This is a genomic window from Priestia sp. YIM B13489, from assembly GCF_042787645.1.
Classification (GTDB): Bacteria; Bacillota; Bacilli; order Bacillales; family Bacillaceae_H; genus Priestia; species Priestia megaterium.
Map to the genome: position 1 here is coordinate 3,391,592 of NZ_JBHZOQ010000053.1, position 21,257 is coordinate 3,412,848.

General features: G+C 37.8%; 22 protein-coding genes and 1 riboswitch. Of the genes, 17 read left to right on the forward strand and 5 right to left on the reverse strand.

The features are described from left to right. The first annotated feature begins 66 nt into the window (after positions 1–66). Positions 67–1,761 carry a M3 family oligoendopeptidase gene (locus ACFX4W_RS23235; protein ID WP_043979646.1) on the forward strand — a complete coding sequence of 565 codons (1,695 nt, stop codon included), beginning with the start codon at positions 67–69 and terminating at the stop codon, positions 1,759–1,761. A gap of 348 nt (positions 1,762–2,109) precedes the next feature. Here the strand turns inward: ACFX4W_RS23235 and ACFX4W_RS23240 are convergent, their stop codons facing one another. After that, positions 2,110–3,693 (reverse strand): PAS domain S-box protein, encoded by a 1,584-nt coding sequence (locus ACFX4W_RS23240; RefSeq protein WP_377560152.1) that lies wholly within the window; start codon positions 3,691–3,693, stop codon positions 2,110–2,112. A gap of 340 nt (positions 3,694–4,033) precedes the next feature. Between ACFX4W_RS23240 and ACFX4W_RS23245 the strand changes: the two genes are divergently transcribed. Further along, positions 4,034–4,300, forward strand: coding sequence for a hypothetical protein (locus ACFX4W_RS23245; RefSeq protein ID WP_043979643.1), 267 nt, complete (start codon positions 4,034–4,036; stop codon positions 4,298–4,300). A gap of 51 nt (positions 4,301–4,351) precedes the next feature. Here the strand turns inward: ACFX4W_RS23245 and ACFX4W_RS23250 are convergent, their stop codons facing one another. Beyond that, positions 4,352–6,466 carry an ATP-dependent Clp protease ATP-binding subunit gene (locus ACFX4W_RS23250; protein WP_280559268.1) on the reverse strand — a complete coding sequence of 705 codons (2,115 nt, stop codon included), beginning with the start codon at positions 6,464–6,466 and terminating at the stop codon, positions 4,352–4,354. Between the two features lie 419 nt (positions 6,467–6,885). Here ACFX4W_RS23250 and nhaC point away from each other — a divergent pair, with 419 nt between their 5' ends. From nhaC to ACFX4W_RS23265, 3 genes are all read left to right on the forward strand, one after another. Further along, on the forward strand, positions 6,886–8,268 hold the full coding sequence (gene nhaC, locus ACFX4W_RS23255; protein ID WP_043979639.1) for a Na+/H+ antiporter NhaC: 1,383 nt from the start codon (positions 6,886–6,888) through the stop codon (positions 8,266–8,268). A 292-nt stretch (positions 8,269–8,560) separates the two neighbouring features. Further along, positions 8,561–9,442, forward strand: a complete 882-nt coding sequence (locus ACFX4W_RS23260; RefSeq protein WP_043979636.1) for an alpha/beta hydrolase family protein — start codon at positions 8,561–8,563, stop codon at positions 9,440–9,442. Positions 9,443–9,529: 87 nt separating this feature from the next. Then, a complete protein-coding gene (locus ACFX4W_RS23265) occupies positions 9,530–9,655 on the forward strand; it encodes a DUF6254 family protein (protein WP_013082238.1) in 126 nt (41 codons plus the stop codon). Between the two features lie 65 nt (positions 9,656–9,720). On the opposite strand, the gene ACFX4W_RS23270 is transcribed toward ACFX4W_RS23265, so the two are convergent. Then, entirely contained in the window at positions 9,721–10,440 is a 720-nt protein-coding gene (locus ACFX4W_RS23270) for a 3-ketoacyl-ACP reductase (protein WP_043979634.1), read from the reverse strand. 207 nt (positions 10,441–10,647) lie between these two features. Between ACFX4W_RS23270 and ACFX4W_RS23275 the strand changes: the two genes are divergently transcribed. The 9 genes from ACFX4W_RS23275 to ACFX4W_RS23315 all read left to right on the forward strand — a co-directional run bounded on the left by ACFX4W_RS23275 (position 10,648) and on the right by ACFX4W_RS23315 (position 18,406). Next, complete coding sequence (locus ACFX4W_RS23275) at positions 10,648–12,246, forward strand: spore germination protein (protein WP_043979632.1); 1,599 nt, start codon at positions 10,648–10,650, stop codon at positions 12,244–12,246. A gap of 24 nt (positions 12,247–12,270) precedes the next feature. Beyond that, complete coding sequence (locus ACFX4W_RS23280) at positions 12,271–13,470, forward strand: Ger(x)C family spore germination protein (RefSeq protein WP_043979630.1); 1,200 nt, start codon at positions 12,271–12,273, stop codon at positions 13,468–13,470. Between the two features lie 11 nt (positions 13,471–13,481). Continuing rightward, the gene (locus tag ACFX4W_RS23285; protein WP_043979628.1) at positions 13,482–13,718 is read left to right on the forward strand and encodes a hypothetical protein; all 237 of its coding nucleotides are present in this window, start codon (positions 13,482–13,484) and stop codon (positions 13,716–13,718) included. Between the two features lie 26 nt (positions 13,719–13,744). Continuing rightward, positions 13,745–14,866, forward strand: coding sequence for a GerAB/ArcD/ProY family transporter (locus ACFX4W_RS23290; protein WP_116515445.1), 1,122 nt, complete (start codon positions 13,745–13,747; stop codon positions 14,864–14,866). 70 nt (positions 14,867–14,936) lie between these two features. Further along, positions 14,937–14,980: riboswitch (PreQ1 riboswitch) on the forward strand. 230 nt (positions 14,981–15,210) lie between these two features. After that, complete coding sequence (queC, locus tag ACFX4W_RS23295; RefSeq protein ID WP_043979622.1) at positions 15,211–15,876, forward strand: 7-cyano-7-deazaguanine synthase QueC; 666 nt, start codon at positions 15,211–15,213, stop codon at positions 15,874–15,876. Beyond that, positions 15,876–16,316 (forward strand): 6-carboxytetrahydropterin synthase QueD, encoded by a 441-nt coding sequence (gene queD, locus ACFX4W_RS23300; protein WP_013055983.1) that lies wholly within the window; start codon positions 15,876–15,878, stop codon positions 16,314–16,316. Before queC ends, queD begins: the two co-directional genes overlap by 1 nt. Then, positions 16,309–17,040, forward strand: coding sequence for a 7-carboxy-7-deazaguanine synthase QueE (queE, locus tag ACFX4W_RS23305; RefSeq protein WP_080781617.1), 732 nt, complete (start codon positions 16,309–16,311; stop codon positions 17,038–17,040). The genes queD and queE overlap by 8 nt, the downstream gene beginning before the upstream one ends. A gap of 98 nt (positions 17,041–17,138) precedes the next feature. Beyond that, positions 17,139–17,636 (forward strand): preQ(1) synthase, encoded by a 498-nt coding sequence (queF, locus tag ACFX4W_RS23310; RefSeq protein WP_013082243.1) that lies wholly within the window; start codon positions 17,139–17,141, stop codon positions 17,634–17,636. Positions 17,637–17,704: 68 nt separating this feature from the next. Beyond that, positions 17,705–18,406 carry an NAD(P)H-binding protein gene (locus ACFX4W_RS23315; protein ID WP_013055986.1) on the forward strand — a complete coding sequence of 234 codons (702 nt, stop codon included), beginning with the start codon at positions 17,705–17,707 and terminating at the stop codon, positions 18,404–18,406. Positions 18,407–18,439: 33 nt separating this feature from the next. Here ACFX4W_RS23315 and ACFX4W_RS23320 read toward each other — a convergent pair whose 3' ends face one another. Together ACFX4W_RS23320 and ACFX4W_RS23325 are read right to left on the reverse strand one after the other, a co-directional pair. After that, complete coding sequence (locus tag ACFX4W_RS23320; protein ID WP_043979618.1) at positions 18,440–18,667, reverse strand: hypothetical protein; 228 nt, start codon at positions 18,665–18,667, stop codon at positions 18,440–18,442. A 316-nt stretch (positions 18,668–18,983) separates the two neighbouring features. Continuing rightward, positions 18,984–19,169, reverse strand: coding sequence for a YkvS family protein (locus tag ACFX4W_RS23325; protein WP_013082245.1), 186 nt, complete (start codon positions 19,167–19,169; stop codon positions 18,984–18,986). Positions 19,170–19,476: 307 nt separating this feature from the next. Between ACFX4W_RS23325 and ACFX4W_RS23330 the strand changes: the two genes are divergently transcribed. From ACFX4W_RS23330 to ACFX4W_RS23340, 3 genes are all read left to right on the forward strand, one after another. Continuing rightward, a complete protein-coding gene (locus ACFX4W_RS23330) occupies positions 19,477–20,322 on the forward strand; it encodes a patatin-like phospholipase family protein (protein WP_043979615.1) in 846 nt (281 codons plus the stop codon). Between the two features lie 17 nt (positions 20,323–20,339). Further along, positions 20,340–20,534 (forward strand): hypothetical protein, encoded by a 195-nt coding sequence (locus tag ACFX4W_RS23335; protein ID WP_013055990.1) that lies wholly within the window; start codon positions 20,340–20,342, stop codon positions 20,532–20,534. A 147-nt stretch (positions 20,535–20,681) separates the two neighbouring features. Next, the gene (locus ACFX4W_RS23340) at positions 20,682–21,008 is read left to right on the forward strand and encodes a hypothetical protein (protein WP_013082248.1); all 327 of its coding nucleotides are present in this window, start codon (positions 20,682–20,684) and stop codon (positions 21,006–21,008) included. Positions 21,009–21,257: the final 249 nt, after the last annotated feature.

Below are 21,257 nucleotides of genomic sequence, written 5' to 3' on the forward strand. Positions count from 1 at the left end.
ACAGGAATACAGCTGGATAAAAACGAATTAGGTTACATACAGACAATAGAGAAAGGGGTCCAAATGATGAAATTTGAGAATTATACATATACGCGACCTGATATGAATGAAATTGAAAAGCAGTTTGAAAAGGCCATTACACACTTTACGGAAGCAGCGTCAGTCAGTCAGCAAAACGAGGCAATTCGTTTAGCAAATGATGCGTATTCCCAGTACAGCACAATGGGGAACATCTGCTATATTCGTCATTCTATCGACACAGCGAATGAATTTTATAAGGAAGAGCAAGACTATTTTGATGAAACACAGCCGCTTTTAGAAGGATATGTAGAGAAATTTTACAAAGCGTTAATCTCTTCGCCTTTTAAACAGCAACTAGAAGAAAAGTGGGGCAAGCAGTTGTTCTCTCTTGCTGAAATGCAGTTAAAAACGTTCTCTCCGGAAATAGTAAAAGAGCTTCAGGAAGAAAATAAGCTATCGTCTCAATATACGAAACTAGTGGCGTCAGCTAAAATTGTATTTGAAGGAGAAGAAAGAACGTTAGCTCAGCTCGATCCGTTTATGGAGTCATCTGATCGAGAAATGAGAAAAAAAGCAGCAGAAGCGAAATTTCAATTTTTTACCGATCATGAAGAGGAATTTGATGATATTTATGACAAACTTGTAAAAGTGCGGACCAAGCTTGCTGAAAAATTAGGCTATAAAAATTTCGTAGAAGTGGGCTATGCTCGTATGTCTAGAATAGGCTACGATGCTGAAATGGTTGCCGCTTTTCGCAAACAAGTAAAAGAGTATATTGTTCCCCTTACTGAAAAACTAAAAAAGCGTCAGCAGGAAAGAATTCAAGTAGAGAGCTTAACTTATTATGATGAACCGTTTCAGTTTGAAACAGGAAACGCAGTGCCAAAAGGTGATGAAAAGTGGATTATTGAAAATGGACGGGTTATGTATAAAGAGCTTTCTAAAGAGACGGACGAATTTTTTTCATTTATGCTTGAAAATAATTTGATGGATTTAGTCGCTAAAAAGGGCAAAGCAGGCGGAGGCTACTGTACGTTTATTGAAGAATACAAAGCACCGTTTATTTTTTCGAATTTTAATGGAACATCAGGGGATATTGATGTGTTAACGCATGAAGCAGGGCATGCTTTTCAAGTGTATTCCAGCCGAGATATGGAAACCAATGAGTATCACTGGCCTACGCATGAAGGAGCTGAAATCCATTCGATGAGCATGGAGTATTTTACATGGCCTTGGATGGAGTTGTTCTTTAAAGAAGACAAAGATAAATACCAGTTTTCTCATTTAAGCTCAGGCTTAACTTTCTTGCCTTACGGGGTAGCGGTAGATGAATTTCAGCATGCTGTATACGAACGCCCTGAGATGACGCCTTCGGAACGAAAACAAACGTGGCGAGAAATTGAAAAGAAATATATGCCTTCTAAAAACTATGACGGCCATCACTATCTAGAAAGCGGGGGCTTCTGGCAGCGCCAGCTTCATATTTACACGTCTCCGTTTTATTATATTGATTACACGCTCGCTCAAATTTGTGCATTTCAATTTTGGAAAAAAGATCGAGAAAACCATGAACAAGCATGGCAAGATTACGTTCATTTGTGTAAGCTTGGCGGAAGTAAGCCGTTTTTAGAATTAGTAGAGGCAGCGAATTTGATCTCTCCATTCGAAGAGGGCTGCGTGCAGTCTGTAGTAGATGAAATTGAAAACTATTTAAATAGTATTGATGATAAAAAGCTATAAAAAAGAGATTGAGACACAACAAAATTAATCCAATGTAAAGACGAACAAATGGGATAAACAATCTAGTATGAATCGCTTGTTACACCGCCGTTGATTTCCGTGCAAGGCTTTGCTTTCCGCGGGCGGCCGGTGAGCCTCCTCGGCGCTGATACTCCTGCGGGGTCTTACCTATTCCGCTTTTCCCGCAGGAGTCTTCGCCTTGCCCTCCAATCAACAGCTAGAAGCACCTAAATTAAATCTACGTTCACCCTCATAATAAAAAAATTCGAATGAGTTTGATTCTTAATCAAGAAACAAACTCGTTCGAATCTTTCTTCAACTAACATACTTTTGTTCCAGCCTCTTTTTTTAATGATTAATTTCTTGTTCCCATAAAGGAATCGTAAGGGAAACGCTGGTTCCTTCGCCAACAGTGCTTTTAATCTCAAATGTTCCTTTATGCTGATACAAAATGTTTTTAATCACAACAAGTCCAAGACCGGTACCTGAGGGCTTCGTGGTAAAAAAGGGCTTTTGAATGTGCGTAAGCAAATGTGAAGGAATGCCGACTCCTGTATCTTTAATGAAAATAGTAAGATCTTTAGTATGCTGAGTAACGTTTAAATGAATTTCTCCTCCACTAGGCATAGCTTCGAGCGCATTTTTCAACAAATTAATGAGTACTTGCTTAATTTGGTTTGCATCACAGCAGATGTATGTATGCGGGGCTTCCACCTGCGTTTTAACTACGACATTTTTTAATACACATTCTGATTCATACAAAAGAATAACGTCATTTAAAATAGTAGAGAATGCGTGCTTTTTCATAACCGTGTCATGAGGTTTAGCGAGCAATAAAAATTCTCCAACGATTGAGTTAATACGATTCAGTTCGCTCAGCATGATGGTTGTATAAGAATGATAGCGGCTGCTGTCTTCATGAATAAGCTGAATAAATCCATTTAGAGAAGTAAGTGGATTTCGAATTTCATGAGCGATTCCCGCTGCCATTTCGCCCGCTAAAGATAACTTATCGGTTTGGCGAAGAAATTTTTCTGTTTCCTTTTCTTCTGTAAGATCGCGTGAAATACCAAAAAGCGCAACGACTTGCTGATCACGATTAAAAATAGGTGAAACAGTGATTTCTACATCAATTATTTTTCCGTCTTTTCGCTTATCTTGGGTTTCAAAGGCTACCAGCTTTTCTCCTTTTTTAACCCTTTCTAATCGGCTTTCAGCGTCGCCTTTTAAGCCAGTAGGAATGAATGGAATGGATTTTTCGACAATTTCTTCCGCTTTCCATCCGTATATTTGCTCAAAAGCATCGTTTACTTTAATCACTTTGCCGTCTAGACTGAACACGGAAATGGCGTCGCGATTGTATGTAAAAAAAGATTGCAAATACTCTTGAGCTGAGTACAGTTCATCTTCGGTTTTGTTCATTTTGACCCTCGTAATAGCAATCAGTTTTTTAGAGAAATGAGCACAATACAACAAAATAATCATTGTGATCAGCGTAAACAAAATGAAATAAACGATATCTAATTTCACGAAAGTCACAGATGTAAAAAGAGTGTTGCTTACATAAAAGTACAAAATAATTATTATGGACATTAATGTAGAAATTACAATAGCGACATAGCTATAATAAATAAAGCTAACAATGATTCCAAGAAACAAAAATAAATAATTAATAACAGCAGGTTCAATAGATGCCATGTACGCAATATAGGCATAATAGCATATAAAAAAAGAATACATAATGATGGCAGGATGAAAACGAAAGTAGTACATCGCCGTCACTACCAATAATAAAATTCCTCCGCTTATAAAAACAATCATATGAGGATCAGCTGCAATAAAGTGGTATAACACAATGTGGACAAAATATAGCAGCCAAAAAATAAGTAAAAGAATAAAATTTCGTTTTTTTATGAGGTTGTGTGATTCCATAAAAAATCCCTTTCTTAAATGGTGAATAATTTCATAGGAGAATAACTTTATAGTCAGCTAGTCGCACGATGTAGTGATATATCACTCATATTAGCATAGTTACAACTGTGTGAATAGCTGAATTGAGCACTTAGACCAAGGAAGATAGATCTAGAATACAGCTAGTCATAAACTATTAAGGAAATATGAGGGGAACATGAACGAAATGAAGGGGATGTAAAGCTTTTGTGATAACCTTGTAAAAGTGAACTTTTTTCTAATTGGATAGGCTATACTGCCAGTAGAGCCATATGAATGGTGACTACATAGAGGCTCAGATGATTCGAAAGGAGACGGTAAAATGAACAAAAGTTTATTAGTCAAGTTATTTGGATCACTTCTAGCAATTATGTTAATCACAGCATGCAACTCACAAACGGATGAAAAAGATGCCACAGAACAGCAAACAGAACAGTCGGATGATACTCAAGCGGAGGACACAACTACAGATGATTCACAGGAAACAATGAAGCAAGACGAAGCAGATGATTCATCTGGGGATGAAGCATCTGATGATCAAGAAGAATCAACGGATAGTACTGACGAAAAAACAGATGAAAGTAAATAAACGTAAGTATTTCTATAAAAAAAAGCGACTCAAGTAGAGTCGCTTTTTCTATTAGTTTTGTACGGTGATTTCGCTTGCTTCATTTAACGTTACGTTCACTGTTGATACGTCTGCGTCATCTAAAAGTAAGTCTGTAATTCGATCTTCAAGCTGTTCTTGAATTGCTCGGCGGAGCGGTCTAGCACCGAATGCAGGGTGATAGCCAAGTTCAGCTAGTTTTTCTTTTACCTCATCTGCTACGCTCAGCGTGATATTTTGTTCTTGTAATGTTTCTTTTAATTCAGCAAGCATAAGGTCCACAATTTTAATCAAGTTGTCTTTTTCAAGATGATTAAATTCAATGATTGTATCAAATCGGTTTAAAAACTCTGGTTTGAAATAAGATGAAAGTGAATCTAAAACGGATGCCTGTTTAAGTGCGTCATTTTCTGCGTCAAACCCAACCGTAATTTTCTTTTCACCTACACCAGCGTTACTTGTCATAATGATAACTGTGTCTTTAAAGCTTACTGTGCGACCTTGACTATCTGTTAGACGTCCGTCTTCTAGAATTTGTAGAAACATATGCTGAACGTCTGGATGAGCTTTTTCAATTTCATCTAGTAAGATGATGGAATAAGGATTACGGCGTACTTTCTCTGTTAATTGTCCTGCCTCTTCGTGACCTACGTAGCCAGGAGGTGAACCGATTAATTTAGACACCGCATGTTTTTCCATATATTCACTCATATCTAGACGAACCATAGCATCTTTTGAGCCGAATAGTTCTTCAGCTAATGTTTTGGTTAACTCTGTTTTACCGACACCTGTTGGGCCGACAAATAAGAATGAACCAATTGGGCGATGCTTCGCTTTTAATCCAGCGCGAGAACGTCGAATCGCTTTTGCTACTTTTTCTACAGCTTCCTGCTGTCCAATTACTTTTTGAGCTAAGTGCTCTGCTAAATGCTTCATTTTTGCTGCTTCATTTTCTTGAAGTTTACCAACAGGGATACCCGTTTTCTTTTCAATAATTGCTTGAATGTCAGCAATATCCACATTCATTTTTTGCTGTTCTTCGTTTAGTTGCTTTTCAAGAGCAGCTTCTTCATCGCGCAGTTTTGCCGCTACTTCATATTTTTCATCCTTTAGCGCCTGCTCTTTTTCTTTTGTAAGTTCTTTTAAGCGAGCGGCCGCATCGTCTTTATTTGTAATGCCTGCCTGTAAGTTCATTTTTGAACCTGCTTCATCTAGCAAGTCAATTGCTTTATCAGGCAAGAAGCGATCTTGAATGTAGCGGTGTGATAAATTTACACAAGCGCGGATCGCTTCATCTGTATAGCTAACGCCGTGATAATCTTCATATTTACTTTGGATTCCTTTTAGAATTTCAACGGCTTCTTCTACAGACGGTTCGTGAACCATAACCGGCTGGAAGCGTCGTTCAAGAGCCGCATCTTTTTCGATGGAACGGTACTCTTTTAAAGTTGTAGCTCCAACTACTTGAAGTTCGCCTCGTGCAAGAGCAGGTTTTAAAATATTGCTTGCGTCCATTGAACCTTCCGCTGAACCAGCTCCCACAAGAAGGTGAATTTCATCGATAAATAAAATCACGTTTTTTCGCTGTTGAAGCTCAGAAATTAACTGCTTCATGCGCTCTTCAAATTGACCGCGCACGCCGGTATTAGCTACGAGAGATGCTACATCTAAAAGATATACATCTTTATTTAACAGCTTAGCAGGAACTTTTCCTTCCGCGATTTTTAAAGCTAACCCTTCAACAACAGCTGTTTTACCAACACCGGGTTCTCCGATTAGTACCGGGTTGTTTTTGTTTCTTCTATTTAAAATTTCAATGACACGCTCTACTTCTTCTTCTCGGCCAATAACAGGGTCAATTAATCCCGTTTTCGCAATTTGAGTTAAGTTTCGACCGAACTGGTCTAAAAAGCCTCCGCCGCCATTTCCTTGCTGTGGCTGTTCCGGTGCAGCTTGTTCGTGCGCCATTTGCTTGAATAAATCATCGATGTTCATAAAGCCGCCACCTCCAAAACCTGATGGGATTTTATGTTCTTTCATTAGTGCTTGATAACATGTATGACATAAACGATATTGAGATTTTTGGTTATTTGTTTGTACATTTAATTGAATAGATGCTTCACGTTTATTACAGTTTTGACAAATCATTTAATTAGCCTCCCTAAATGATTTTAATCGAAGATCAGCAGGTGTTTGACCTTTTTTGACCTTTCGTAATTTCATTATACTTTGACCTTTTTTGACTTTCAAGTCTTTTGCTTAAAAAATTTTTGAAGGAAGTTCCTCGCTTATGTACAAAAGGTAGTACATTAAAAAAAGATGTGTTTTATGTGTACCCGTTCTATACATGTAAAAACATAAGAGGCATTTTGTACAATGATCTGCTTGGAGAGGGAATTAATATTAATAAGAAGAAAAGTGGAAAAATGAGCGCAGAGCCTACCGTTGGATAAAATAAGTTATTGACAGCAAGAAGGATAAAAATTATACTCAAGAAGGTTTGCACTTAACTGCGTAAAAGCATAAAAGCGTTTAAGTGAAAAAGAAAGATAGAAAGGGAATACCTCATGAAAAAAGAAATTTCATTTATACAATCAATAGCGGTGGTTTTGGTGCTATTAGCTATTATTTTTGTTTCATTATTTACGTTAAAGCTGCCGCCTCATATTCCACTGATATTTGGTGTAGCATTTATTAGTGTGATTGGCTTTTTGTTGAAATATAAGTGGACAGAAATGGAGAAAGGGATTTTAGACGGTGTCAGACTGGGCATTAAGCCTATCCTTATTTTAATGCTGATCGGGATGCTTATTGCGATTTGGATGGTAGGAGGAACGATACCGACGATTTTATCCTACGGCTTCCACTGGATTTCACCGCAGTACTTTTTAATTAGTGCTCTGGTTATTCCCGTATTAGTTTCAACATTCACGGGAAGTTCATTAACAACCGTCAGTACGGTAGGGGTCGCTTTATTTGGCGTAGGAACTGCTATTGGTGTACATCCAGGGCTAGCAGCGGGGATGATTGTTTCAGGAGCTGTGTTTGGAGATAAGATGTCTCCCTTGTCTGATACAACAAATTTTGCTTCTGGTATCGTTGAAGTCCCGCTTCCTAAACATATTCAGCACATTACGTGGACGACGGTTCCAAGTATTGTTATTACAGCAATCATTGCACTGGTAATCGGAATCAACGGAAATCAGGAAAGCGTCAATTACGGGGAAATTCAAGGAATTCAAGACGCATTAAAACATACGTTTAATTTACATGTGTTAACGTTGCTTTCTCCACTTTTAGTTCTTATTTTTTCGATGAGAAGAGTCGATGTACTGCCAACGTTAGTTTTAGGTATTGTAACGGCCATCATTACAGGAATGATTACACAGCATGAATTTACGCTGAGTCAATTGCTAGGCGTTCTTCAAAGCGGGCCGGCAGTAGAGTCAGGAAATAAAGTAGTGGATGCGATTGTGAATAAAGGCGGACTGCAGTCCATGATGTTTTCTATTTCCCTTATCATGATTGCCTTGTCGCTAGGTGGCTTGATGAGAGCTGTTGGAATTATTGATGCTTTGTTAGAAGGATTAGCAAAACAAATTCGCCGCAGCGGAGACGTTATTTTTGCTACGCTTCTATCTTCAATTGGAGTGAACGTTATTACAGGCGAACAGTATTTATCGATTCTCTTGCCTGGACAGACGTTTAAGCCGCTGTATGAAAAATGGAATTTAGATCCAAAAAACTTATCACGAACGCTTGAAGACGGCGGAACGGTTATTAATGCTATTATTCCGTGGGGTGTCAGCGGTGCTTTTATTTCAACTGCATTAAATATTCCCGCAGCTGACTATATTCCATTTACATTCTTTAGTATTTTATGTCCTATTTTTTCAATTATTTTAGCATATACAGGCATTGGCATTGCCAAGAAAAAAGCTCAGTCTTAACTGGGCTTTTTTTTTGGGAAAAAGGACAGGTAAAAAACGACAAAAAAAGTATCATTCCACTTTTCAAATCTATAATTTAATAATACAATTTACTATACGTCTTTCTTGTTAATGTATTTGGATGAATTCTTATTTCTTTATTGATGAAGAAATTTGAGTTTTGCGGTATGATAAATAAGCTGTATTGGCGATGGGATGAATGCCCTTTTTAGCAAACATTTAAGAAGGGTAAAGCCAAATGAAAACACTCATTATAAAAGAGAAAAGATATTTATTGAGGAGAGGGTTTCTGTTGAAAAAATGGGGCATCATTGCATTAATCACTGTAGCTGTGCTCGGTGTGACAGCGGTTTTCAACCGAGCTGAAAGTGATGATGTAAATAAAGAAAAATTGAATTTATTATCGCCTTATTCAAATAAAGTAGATGTATATAGCATTACGTATCCTAGTGATAATTTAAAGATAAAAGGGTTTTTAGTACAGCCTAAAGACATTGCAGACAAACATTATCCGCTTTTAGTATATAATCGCGGAGGAAATCGCGAACATGGCATGATTCGCGCAAAAACACTGCAGTACTTATCATATTGGGCAAGTAAAGGCTACGTCGTGGTTGCGACTCAATACAGGGGAAATGGCGGAAGTGAAGGTACAGAGACGTACGGAGGTAAAGATATTGACGACGTGTTAAATCTTATTAAGTGGGGAGAACAGCTTCCTTATGTAAATCACCAGCAAAAGGTAGCGCTAGGATATTCACGCGGCGGCATGATGACGTATTTAACGATGAAAAACGGCGTTAAATTTGATGCAGTTGTCGTACAATCAGGTATTACAGACATGTTTCAATTCTATGATCAAAGAGGGCCTGAAATGAAACAAGTGCTGCGGACGATTGTAGGAGATCCGGCGCAGTATCCGGAGAGGTATAGAAGTCGTTCTGTTGTCTATTGGAGCGATAAAGTAAATTCACCTCTTTTGATTTTACAGGGTGATCATGATCGTAAAGTTCACCATACGCAGGCTGAAAAGCTTGTGAAACAATTAGATGAGCAGGGAAAAGAATACAAATATGTACTGTACAAAAACGGAGACCATCCGCTAACTGCTTATTATGATCAATATAACGCGGAAATTGATAAGTGGTTTAAAATACATTTAGCTAAGCAGTAAAGAAATTGGAAGCAGTTTTGATGAATGGAAAAGAGCAGCTTGTTTTATCCTACTACATGTAAGCATATAAAAAGGGGATGAAGCAAAATGACTCAGTCTAAAAGTCAAAAAGAGCGTCAGTGGAATGTGCGAAAACAATCACAAAACCCATCGCATGGAAAAGTGAAATCTTTTGAAGAACTATCAGAAGAAATCACGCCTAAACGTAAATAAGGTAACCACCATATAAAGGAAGACACAAAAAAGGAGAGCTGAAGCTCTCCTTTTTCTATGTTTGTTTATGGATTTGTGGACCACATGCCCGCAGATTTGATAAAAATACGAGGATGCAATTTTAATTGTGCGACCATAATTTCTGCTAGGTCTTCAGGCTGCATCACTTTATCAGGATTGCCATCCGTTAAGTTTTCTTTATACGCTAATTCCGTTGCTACTGTACTTGGTGTTAGAGCTGTTACACGAATATTGTGTTTGCGTACTTCTAACGCTAGAGATTCAGTTAAGCCGAGCACGCCAAATTTTGAAGCGCTGTAAGCACTTGTAACGGGAGCGCCTTTTTGACCAGCAGTGGATGAAATATTGATAATGTCTCCACCATTTTTTTCGATTAATTGAGGTAGAACGGCGCGCGTTACGTAGTAAACGCCCATTAAATTCACATCAATGATTTGTTTCCACTCATCTGGGTCTAGCTCTAAAAAGCTTCCGAATTTACCGATTCCTGCGTTGTTGATTAAGATATCTGTTGCCCCTAATTTTGTATGTAGATGCTCAACTGCTGCATTTACTTCTTCCATAGAAGAAACATCTGCTGTTGCATAAGCAACTTGTACATCAAATGCTTCTAGTTCAGAAGCAACAGCCTTTAAATCTGCCTCTGTACGAGCAATTAAACCGATATTTACGCCTTCCTTTGCTAATTCAATCGCAGTTGAACGACCGATGCCTTTTCCTGCTCCTGTAATAAGAGCTACTTTGCCTTTAAGTGATTGTGCCATGTATAGACTCCTTTCAATGTTCCGCATAAACATTCTTCATAATAACAAAGAATTATCCATTACTATCCTATAGAAATGCACAAATGATGTCAAAAATAAAGATTATTAAAATGGCTTCAAGTATAAATTTCCTTTTCATACAAAAACTATAGAGACTAAAAAGAAGAAATTCCGTTTCTTTTCGTTCAATGTAGTGGAGGATGAACAATGCGTATAAAAAAACTATCTGAGTTAACGAATAAATCCAAACAGCGGAAAGAAAAAGCTGATGAATCGAAGGACTCTAAGGACACTAGTGCTTCTTCTACACAGGAAGAGCAGAAATTATCTGAGAGGGTGGGAGATAATTTATCCCGCATGAAAAAAGCATTGGGACAGAGCACGGATTTAGTTGTGCGAGAGTTTCGAATTTCGATTGAAGAAAAATTTACTTTAGGTGTTGCTTACATCGACGGATTAGTAAATAAAGACGAAGTTGAACACTATGCGCTGGACTCCATTATGCACTATCACGATGAACATTTAACACATGATGATGGCATCGTTAATATGTACGAATTGATTAAAAGCTATAGTTTGGCAGCCGGTGAAATCATGGAAGCAAAGACATTGGATGATGCTCTTCTTCATGTTTTATCAGGAGATACCGTACTGTTTTTAGAAGGGTATCAAACGTGTATTGTGGCAAGTACCAGAGGATGGAGAGACAGGGCTGTTTCTGAACCACAATCTCAGACCGTTGTAAGAGGGCCTCGAGACAGTTTCACAGAAACACTGCGAACGAATACCGCATTGATTCGGCGCCGAATAAAATCTCCAAAACTTTGGATTGAATCTCAGCAAATAGGAGAGTTTACAAAAACGGATATTGCGCTCGTTTATATAGACGGCATTGCGGATGAACAGGTCATTCAAGAGGTAAAGGAGCGTCTTTCCAAAATTGATATAGACGGTATTTTGGAGAGCGGATATATCGAAGAGTTGATTCAAGATGAAGATTATACACCTTTTCCTACTATGCATAACACGGAGCGTCCAGACTCGGTGGCAGCAGGTCTTTTAGAGGGGCGGATAGCCATTTTAGTAGACGGTACACCTTTTGTATTAATGGTTCCTGCCTTATTTATTCAATTTTTTCAAGCGGCCGAAGATTATTACCAGCGCGCAGATATTAGTACATTGATTCGCTTAATGCGCTACATGGCATTTTTCTTAGCTCTTTTAACACCTTCTGCTTATATTGCTTTAACTACTTTTCATCAAGAAATGCTTCCTTTTGCTTTGTTAATTAGTATTGCAGCTCAAAGGGAAGGTGTTCCTTTTCCTGCTATTATTGAAGCGTTTATTATGGAAATCACGTTTGAAATTTTGCGAGAAGCGGGAGTCCGATTGCCTCGAGCAGTAGGTTCAGCTATTTCGATTGTGGGAGCACTCGTTTTAGGAGAAGCCGCCGTACAAGCGGGATTAGTTTCACCTGCAATGGTTATCGTTGTATCCATCACCGCTATTAGTAACTTTGTGTCACCTGTGTATGATATGGCTATTGCAGTAAGGATGCTACGCTTTGTTTTAATGGTTTTAGCAGCTACTTTTGGCCTGTTCGGTATTATCCTGGGGCTAATTTTAATGATTTTACATTTATGCAGCTTAAGGTCATTTGGAGTCCCTTATATGACACCTATGGCTCCATTTGTGAAGCGTGATCAAAAGGATGTGCTGATTAGACGTTCGATCAAAAAAATGAAAACAAGGCCAAAGCTTATTAATGAGAAGAATATTTCACGTCAAAAGACGCAAAAAAACTAAACTGTGTAAAGGTGGCCGTTTACTATGAAAGCATTTCTAATGTTATGTATCTGTTCAGTGCTATTAAGCGGCTGCTGGAGCAGTCGAGAGTTGAACGAGCTAGCCATTACGGTTGCTGTCGGAATTGATAAAGTAGAAGATGGCATTATTGTGACAGTTCAGCTAATTAATCCGGGTGATATTCAGGCGAAAACGCCTACAAACGGGCCTTCTGTTACCACATTTTCTATTAAGGCTTCGTCTGTAATGGAAGGATTAAGAAAAATAACGACAAAATCTCCGCGTAAAATTTATCTTTCTCATTTACGAATGCTAGTTATTAGCGAAAGCATGGCGGAAGACGGTATTGCTGAAGTGCTTGATTTCTTTGCTCGGGATCATGAAGTGCGTACCGATTATTTTGTTGTTGTGGCTAAAAACACGAAAGCATCGAGCGTTTTGAATGTATTAACAACCATCGAAAAAATACCTGCTAACCATATGTTTGCTTCATTAGACGTGTCACAGCGTATTTGGGCACCTACTAGAGGAGTGAAGTTAAATGAACTGATCAGTAACTTAACCAGTGAAGGAAAGCAGGCGGTGTTATCAGGAGTGTTAGTGAAAGGCGACGTGAAAAAGGCAGGAGACATGTCTAGTATTTCTCGCACCAATCTTTCCACCCTGCTCAATTTCAAAGGATTAGGTGTCTTTCAAAATGATAAGCTTCTCGGCTGGTTCAATGAAGACGAAAGTAAAGGATATAACTATATTACCGGACATGTAAAAAGTACGTTAATTGTTATTCCATGCGAAAAAAAAGAAAAACAGCATGATATCATCGGAGTCGAAATGCTTCGAACGAATGTCAAGGTGACAGCTACTATGAAAAATCATAAACCTCATATTCACGTTGATTTAAAAGGAGAAGCAAACGTAGCTGATGTAGAGTGTCAAGTGAATTTACAGGACCCAGCTGTAATCAATATGCTCGAACGAAAAACAGCAGCCGACGTAAAAGAAAAGATGAATGATGCAGTAGAAAAAGCTCAAAAAACCTATAAAAGCGATATCTTTGGTTTTGGCGAAGCGTTTTACAGACAAGATGTAAAGAGATGGTACAAAATGAAAAGAGACTGGAACAGAATTTACGCAGAGGATTTAACCGTCGATTTAGATGCAAAAGTTCAAATCCGTCGCTTAGGCACGTTAAATAACTCATATATGAAGCAAATGAAGCATTAAGGAGAAAGAAAATGGAGGGATTTATCGCCTTACTTGTACTGCTTGCTTATTTGACTAAAAAAATAATGATCAACTTCCGAAAGGAAAAGTATTATCGTGAGATAATCGTCTACCTTTGTCTTATAGGTTTGGGTCTATTCTTTTGGGGAGCGATTACACTCCGTAAAGAAGTTCCTACGCCTCTGTACTTTTTAGAGGCACTCGTTAAGCCTCTTACTAGAACCGTTCATCATTTGTTATTCACGTGAGCACGCATGTAGGAGAGAAGGTGTGTATGATGCAAATAAAAGAATTTATTAGTCCAAAACAATTTCTTTTTCTCATTTATGTTTTTTGTATCGGAAGCGCCATCTTGGCAGTTCCGGCTACATTATTAGAGACAAATAGACAAAATGCGTGGTTTTGCGGTGTGCTTGCTATTGGCTTTGCACTTTTAATCGTTGCGGTGCTTTTATGGCTGATTCAGCGTTACCCTCAGCAAACATTCATTCAAATAGCTAAAAAGGCGCTAGGTCCTTATGCAGGAACGTGTATTTCTCTTATTTACATTTTCTTTATGTTCATTCAGTCTACGTTTTCGCTTCGAGATATCAGTACATTCATGACGACTCAAATTGTCCCTGAAACGCTGCCTACATGGATTCATGCTCTTGTTCTTTTAGCTGTTATATACGGAGGGTATCTAGGTATTGAAGTGGTAGCAAGAACCGCGGAAATCTTTTTGCCTTGGATTGTGGTCCCCTTTTTATTGTTAATTGTTTTAAATATTCCTCAGATGAAAATTGATCGTCTTTATCCTTTTTTTGAATTCAGCATGGGTGATTTAGTATTAGGGACCACTTATTTTTTAGGAAACCCGTTTATGGAATTGGTTTTTATTCTGATGATTACGCCTCATATAAAAGATGGAAAAAAGGTAAAAAGAATGTTTGTTATCGGCACTGTCGCATCGGGCTTGACGATTACGATTGCAGTTGCGGCTTGTATATTAGCTCTTGGCGCGAATATTGCATCGATGCACAGCTACCCAGTTTATTTATTAGGAAAAATGATTTCGTTAGGTGCAACGATTCAGCATGTTGAAGTATTAGTAGCTATTATTTGGATGTTATCTATCTTTTTTAAAGTTGTCATTGTGTTCTATGCTATTCAGTTAAGTATCGTCCAATTGTGTAATTTACGGGTGCGCAATTTTTTAAGCTTTCCTTTAGGTCTAATTATTACAGGCGTGGCATATTACATTATTCCCAACACAGCGTACTTCAATTATTTTGAAAAATATTACTGGCCGTTTTATTTATTTGTATTAAGCGTCTGTTTTCCGTTGTTATTTATTGCGCTTTCTTATATAAAGAAAAATAAGGCAGCTAAAGGCGATAGAAGTCAACAAACATAGCATTATCTATACGCATGTGGTATAATACGATGACAATTCAAGAAGAAACGCCGTACACGTTTGGATACGTACGGGAGAGGTTCGAAAACTCCCTCTATAAAAAACTAAGATCATCGTTGATGACAAAAGACACGGTTTTAACGTGTCTTCTTTCACGTGCTTTTCTATCAACGCGTCTTTTTGACGTGTATGCTGGCGAGGACGTGTATCTTAGTTGCTTTTTAGGGAGATTGCTGGAAAAGAGCAGTCTCTTTTTTGTGTTATAAAATTAGTCACAAAGGGAACGAACGGTTCAATAAAGTTTCTTCTTCTTTTGATTTCAATCAAAAAGGAGACGAACAATAATGATGAAAAATGAAAAAGCTATTGTTGTATTTAGCGGAGGTCAAGATAGTACAACATGTCTATTTTGGGCTTTGAAAAACTTTAAAGAAGTAGAAACGGTTACTTTTCAATACGGTCAGCGCCATAGTCAAGAGATAGAGGTAGCAAAGGCTATCGCAGCTGATTTAGGTGTGAAGCACACCGTACTAGATATGTCACTTTTAAATCAATTAGCACCAAATGCCTTAACGCGAGATGATATTGAGATCGAGCAAAAAGAAGGAGAGTTGCCTACAACGTTTGTTGACGGCCGCAATCTGTTATTTTTATCATTTGCAGCCGTACTGGCTAAAAACAGCGGAGGCCGTCATATCGTAACAGGCGTTTGTGAAACTGATTTTTCAGGATATCCAGACTGTCGAGACGTATTTGTGAAATCGTTAAACGTCACGCTTAATTTATCAATGGACTTCGAGTTTGTGATTCATACGCCGCTTATGTGGATTGATAAAGCAGAAACGTGGGCGTTAGCGGATGAGCTAGGAGCGCTTGAATATGTGCGTGAAAAAACATTAACGTGCTACAACGGTATTGTTGCTGACGGGTGCGGCGAATGCCCCGCATGTCAATTGCGAAAACGCGGGTTAGATCAATACATGCAAACGAAAGAAGGAGGAGAGAAATAATGTTGCAACAAATGTATCCTCAAGTATTTCATGACTATGAATACGAACTGAACAAAGATATGCAGTTTGCTGCGGCACATTTTGTTCCTCACACAGAAGCAGGAAAATGCCGTCAAGTCCATGGACATACGTATTTCGTAAATCTAACTGTTGCCGGAGATACATTAGACGAAGCGGGCTTTTTAGTAAACTTTGCGCTATTGAAAAAAATTGTTTCTGGTCAATTTGATCATACATTATTGAACGATCATTCTATCTTTAACGAAGAAAATCCAAATGATTTTCCTACAACTGAAGTTGTTGCCCGTAAAATTTATGAGTTGGTTCAAGAATATCTAGACACACTACCAAATAAGCCTTCTTGCGTACAAGTATTCGTGCGGGAAACGCCGACAAGTTACGTAGTTTACCGCCCAAAGAAGGTGAAAAAACGTGGCTAATACAATTCCAGTACTTGAAATATTCGGACCAACGATTCAAGGGGAAGGAATGGTTGTAGGACGTAAGACGATGTTTGTTCGTACCGCGGGCTGTGATTATTCCTGCAGCTGGTGTGATTCAGCTTTTACATGGGATGGATCGGCTAAAAACGATATTCGTCAGCTAACAGCAGAACAAATTTGGACGGAGCTAAAAGAAATTGGAGGAGAGTGCTTTGATCACGTCACCATTTCTGGAGGAAACCCTGCGCTTATCAAGGCGATTGGTTCACTTGTAGAGCTTTTGCACAGTCAAGGGGTAAAAGCAGCTCTTGAAACACAGGGGAGCCGTTATCAGGATTGGTTCCTAAAGATCGATGATTTAACGATTTCTCCTAAGCCTCCAAGTTCATTAATGAAAACAAATTTCCCCGTATTAGACGATATTATAGAGACATTAATAAAGGAAAAACGCCTGGCGCACATAAGCATAAAAGTCGTTGTATTTAATGATGAGGACTTTGAGTATGCAGCGTCTGTTCATGAACGTTATCCTGAGGTTCCATTTTTTGTTCAAGTAGGAAACGAGGACTTAACGACAATCGATAATGCGTCGTTAACACAAGAATTGCTTAAAAAGTATGAGTGGTTAATCGATAAGGCAGTGGCAGCAAAAAACATGAACGATGTAAGAGTTCTGCCGCAGGTTCACGCCCTTGTTTGGGGAAATAAACGAGGCGTGTAAGCGCATAGCAAAAAATTTACAAAGAAAAATAAAAACAGATATATACAAAATAAAAAAACGCTGTTAGAATGACAATCGTAGAAAGAGAGGAAATGCAAATGAGCGGTCGAAAAGATGAAGAATTAGAAGGTGTATCACTCCTTGGAAATCAAGGAACAAACTATTTGTTTGAATATGCACCAGAGATTCTAGAAGCATTTGATAACAAACACCCAAATCGTGATTATTTTGTGAAATTCAACTGTCCGGAATTTACGAGCTTATGTCCAAAAACAGGTCAGCCGGATTTCGCAACCATTTATATTAGTTACATTCCAGATGAAAAAATGGTAGAAAGCAAGTCGTTAAAGCTTTATTTATTCAGCTTCCGTAACCATGGAGATTTCCATGAAGACTGTATGAACATTATTATGAATGACTTAATTAAACTGATGAATCCAAGATATATTGAAGTATGGGGAAAATTCACACCACGCGGCGGAATCTCAATTGATCCATATACAAACTATGGCCGTCCCGGTACGAAGTATGAAGAAATGGCTAATTATCGCCTGATGAATCATGATTTATACCCAGAAACAATTGATAATCGTTAATTCGAACAAACAGGTTGTGTATGCAACCTGTTTTCCATTGCAAAAACAACAGGTGAGAAGGTGAAAGAATGTCACAGAGATCAGCATTAGTATTAGGTGCAAGCGGACTTGTTGGTCAAGAACTTTTAAAAATGTTATTAAGCAACAGCTTATATAACCATGTGACAGTGTTTGTTCGAAAAAAGCTACCAATCGAACACACAAAGCTACGTCAGCTTGAAATTGATTTTTCAGAGCTTGATAAGCACGAAGAATGCTTTGCAGTTGATGATGTATATTGCTGTTTAGGCACGACAATGAAAAAAGCAAAAACAAAAGCGAAATTCATTAAAGTGGACTACGAATTTCCTTTAAAAGCGGCTAAATGTGCAGAAAAATATCGCTGCAAAAACTTTTTAACGATTACAGCAATTGGTGCTGATCTTCGTTCGCCATTCTTTTACAGTAAAGTAAAGGGGCAAGTAGAAGAAGATATCGCAAGTTTGTATATCCGTTCTACTCACTTTTTCCGCCCATCGTTATTATTAGGCAAGCGCCAAGAGTTTCGCCTATTTGAAAAGATTGGGGGATACACGTTAAAGTCGTGTTCATTTTGCCTTGTAGGAAAGTGGAGAAAGTATCGTCCAATTAAAGCGTATAACGTAGCCAAATCGATGATGAAAGCTGCTCTTGAAGATAAATGTGGGGTTCATGTACATGAAAGCCAAGACATTTATACAGGTGAATGCTATTATTCGTTTACCAACGGCAAGCGAGTATTATCAAAATAAAGAAAAGCCTCTTCTTAAGAAGAGGCTTTTTTTCTATTTTCCGTCACCATCCGCATCTCCATCTCCATCTCCATCGCCATCATGATCGTGGTTAGAAGCAGTTTCACTCCAGCTTGTGTAGGAGTTAGAATCTTCTTCGGCATAATTCATGGGTTCAACGGATGTTTTTTTATTTGAAGTTTGTTTGCGTTTAAAAACGAACTGCACGATGAAAAAAAGAATGACAATAAGAGCAACGATAAACAATACAGTATCAAACATGCTAGTAATTCCTTTCGGTAAGAAGATAGTAGTAGCTTGTTCTTATTGTCACACGAAAATAAGCCCCTTTCAAGAAAAAATGGGGCCTGTTTTTGTTTCTTTAAGGAAACTTTTTTTATCTCAGCCATATATTATTGTATAAAGAAACATTTTAGAAAAGAGGGAGTACAGTGAAAAAAAGTTCGAAGGATGTTAAGGTGCAACAGTATATTTACCTCATGTATAAGCTAGGGATTATTACAGAAGAACAAAAGAATCAATTCTTTCAAAATCAATAAAAAAGCAACCGCTTTTGCTGTGCGGCTGCTTTTTTCCTTTACATAGCTGGATTAATGATGATGTAGTTTTTGTGGTTGACAACAGTTCGCTGCTCTAAGTCTAAATCGCGGTAGTTTGTCATGTAAGTCAAATCTACAATCACGGAGTTTTCATTTACTTTTTCGACAATGCCCTGTAAGCCATTTTTAAATTCTATCAAGTTTCCTACCTCTGCTATTTTCATGATTCATCGCTCCTTTGTTTTAAATTAGTTCATTATAAATTTTTAAATAATTTCAATTTTAAAAATAATAAAACTAGTTAGCGCTTTCTTTTTTTACAATTTTGCCTTAAAACTGGGAATTAGTAAAGGGTTTTTTGAAAAAATATAAAATAAAATTGAAAAAATAAGTAAAATGTGCTGAGAAATAAAAGGAATTGGTAGCTTTAACGAAAGAGAGAAGCAGGACAGTTCCATCTTTGTTCATCTTTCGTTATAATAAACGAGGTATAATCTTGTCATAAATTATAAGAATTAGAAGGTGTAGAAATTGAAAGATACTGGACTCGTGCTCGAAGGAGGCGGTATGAGAGGCCTTTATACAACTGGAGTTTTAGATTACTTTATGGAAAGAAATCTGTACCTTCCGTATGTAATTGGCGTTTCAGCCGGCGCTTGTCATGCCACTTCTTATTTATCTAGACAAATAGGAAGAAGTCGCAAAGCTAATTTAGATTTTTTAGAGGATCCTCGCTACTTGTCGTGGAAAAACTATTTTAAAACAAAAGAGATATTTGGAATGGATTTCGTTTTTGATGAAATTCCTAATCAGCTTCTTCCATTTGACTTTGAGGCATTTGCTGAGCGTACAGAGAAGCTTGTAGTAGGAGCAACGGACTGCTTGACGGGAGAACCCGTTTATTTTGATGAATATGACCGGGACATTTTGACAGCGGTTCGCGCTTCTAGTTCCCTTCCATTTTTAGCACCTGTCGTTACATATAAAGGAAAAGAGCTGTTAGATGGAGGAATCAGTGATCCGATTCCAATCAAAAAAGCAGTGCAGGATGGATATAGAAAAAATATTGTTGTGCTAACGCGAAACGAAGGATATCGAAAAAAGAAATCAAATATGCTTTGGTTATTGAAGCGCAAATATCGTCATTATGATGGGCTGACTCGTGCGCTTGAGAACCGCTATAAATTGTATAATGAAACATTGTCATATATTGAAGAACAGGAAAGACAGGGGAATATCTTTGTGATTCGTCCGCAAACCCCTCTTGTAGTAGGGCGAATTGAGAAGAATCGTGAGCGTCTCGACGCTCTTTACAACCAAGGATATAAAGAAGCAAAAGCTCAATTTGCATCTCTGCAAAATTGGCTGAACAGTTAAAAGCGAGGTGAAACTGAATGGATGAACAAACAGCAATAAACATGTTGAATGAGTTAAGTGAAGGAAAAGTAACCGAAATTAAAGTTAAAAAAGAAGACTTTCTTGCTTTTCGCCCTTTTTTAGTAAATCGCCCTGATTTCAAACATTTTCGTGGAATAGCTGGACGCGGTGGAGATTTCACCTATACGTATCTAGAAATTCCTAGGAGCTAAACGAAATGATGGCATTATTTGATTATGCCTTATATAATGGATGTATGAGCCTGTACAGTAGAGAATATACTGTTACAAGTGCTTGTGCGTTTATTTAGTAACGTACGGTAAGAGCGAATAAACGTGTTTAGTTATAGGAGGGATATTATGGATGAGTTTCGAAAAAGTACAGCACCTTTTTATTTTGCAGATCATATATGGAAAGATAAAAATGGAATGACGACTTATGGGATGCTGTTAACGAACCGGCCCGAAGATGACGGGGACTATGACCTCCATTCGTTATTAGAAGAAGCATATGTAGATCATAAAAAAATTCTAATTACTACTGTTTACGACAACAGTGAACAGCAGTTGACCGGATACGTGATACATTTATCAGATGATCAAGACGTCTTTACGTTTATGGATGATACGGGTGCTAAGCTAGTGATTGATTTCTATGATGTTGTAGAAATTGAGATCGAAGATTAAAAAGAGCTGAATGTTGATTACAACATTCAGCTTTTTTGTGTAAAATTAGATGAATTTAAATGTTTATCATAAGAATTATAAGGGAAAAATGAATGAAGAAATTTCTGATTAAACTGAAATAAACCGGGAAAATATACCTGTATTTTAGAAAAATTACCGTTATTATGACAAAAAACAAGGTACAATGTCATAATTGTGTTCCGAACGTAATTTTGTTCATCAAACTTAAAGAAATGTAATTGAATCGTT

Bases quoted from the DNA above. Each gene is read 5' to 3' on its own strand.
- ACFX4W_RS23285 (WP_043979628.1), top strand. From the start codon at position 13,482: ATGGAGGGATTTATCGCCTTACTTGTACTGCTTGCTTATTTGACTAAA.
- ACFX4W_RS23280 (WP_043979630.1), top strand. From the start codon at position 12,271: ATGAAAGCATTTCTAATGTTATGTATCTGTTCAGTGCTATTAAGCGGC.
- ACFX4W_RS23315 (WP_013055986.1), top strand. From the start codon at position 17,705: ATGTCACAGAGATCAGCATTAGTATTAGGTGCAAGCGGACTTGTTGGT.
- nhaC (WP_043979639.1), top strand. From the start codon at position 6,886: ATGAAAAAAGAAATTTCATTTATACAATCAATAGCGGTGGTTTTGGTG.
- queF (WP_013082243.1), top strand. From the start codon at position 17,139: ATGAGCGGTCGAAAAGATGAAGAATTAGAAGGTGTATCACTCCTTGGA.
- ACFX4W_RS23275 (WP_043979632.1), top strand. From the start codon at position 10,648: ATGCGTATAAAAAAACTATCTGAGTTAACGAATAAATCCAAACAGCGG.
- ACFX4W_RS23335 (WP_013055990.1), top strand. From the start codon at position 20,340: ATGGATGAACAAACAGCAATAAACATGTTGAATGAGTTAAGTGAAGGA.
- ACFX4W_RS23265 (WP_013082238.1), top strand. From the start codon at position 9,530: ATGACTCAGTCTAAAAGTCAAAAAGAGCGTCAGTGGAATGTGCGAAAA.
- ACFX4W_RS23270 (WP_043979634.1), bottom strand. From the start codon at position 10,440: ATGGCACAATCACTTAAAGGCAAAGTAGCTCTTATTACAGGAGCAGGA.
- ACFX4W_RS23235 (WP_043979646.1), top strand. From the start codon at position 67: ATGAAATTTGAGAATTATACATATACGCGACCTGATATGAATGAAATT.
- queD (WP_013055983.1), top strand. From the start codon at position 15,876: ATGTTGCAACAAATGTATCCTCAAGTATTTCATGACTATGAATACGAA.
- ACFX4W_RS23320 (WP_043979618.1), bottom strand. From the start codon at position 18,667: ATGTTTGATACTGTATTGTTTATCGTTGCTCTTATTGTCATTCTTTTT.
- ACFX4W_RS23250 (WP_280559268.1), bottom strand. From the start codon at position 6,466: ATGATTTGTCAAAACTGTAATAAACGTGAAGCATCTATTCAATTAAAT.
- ACFX4W_RS23240 (WP_377560152.1), bottom strand. From the start codon at position 3,693: ATGGAATCACACAACCTCATAAAAAAACGAAATTTTATTCTTTTACTT.
- ACFX4W_RS23290 (WP_116515445.1), top strand. From the start codon at position 13,745: ATGATGCAAATAAAAGAATTTATTAGTCCAAAACAATTTCTTTTTCTC.
- queC (WP_043979622.1), top strand. From the start codon at position 15,211: ATGATGAAAAATGAAAAAGCTATTGTTGTATTTAGCGGAGGTCAAGAT.
- ACFX4W_RS23245 (WP_043979643.1), top strand. From the start codon at position 4,034: ATGAACAAAAGTTTATTAGTCAAGTTATTTGGATCACTTCTAGCAATT.
- ACFX4W_RS23340 (WP_013082248.1), top strand. From the start codon at position 20,682: ATGGATGAGTTTCGAAAAAGTACAGCACCTTTTTATTTTGCAGATCAT.
- ACFX4W_RS23325 (WP_013082245.1), bottom strand. From the start codon at position 19,169: ATGAAAATAGCAGAGGTAGGAAACTTGATAGAATTTAAAAATGGCTTA.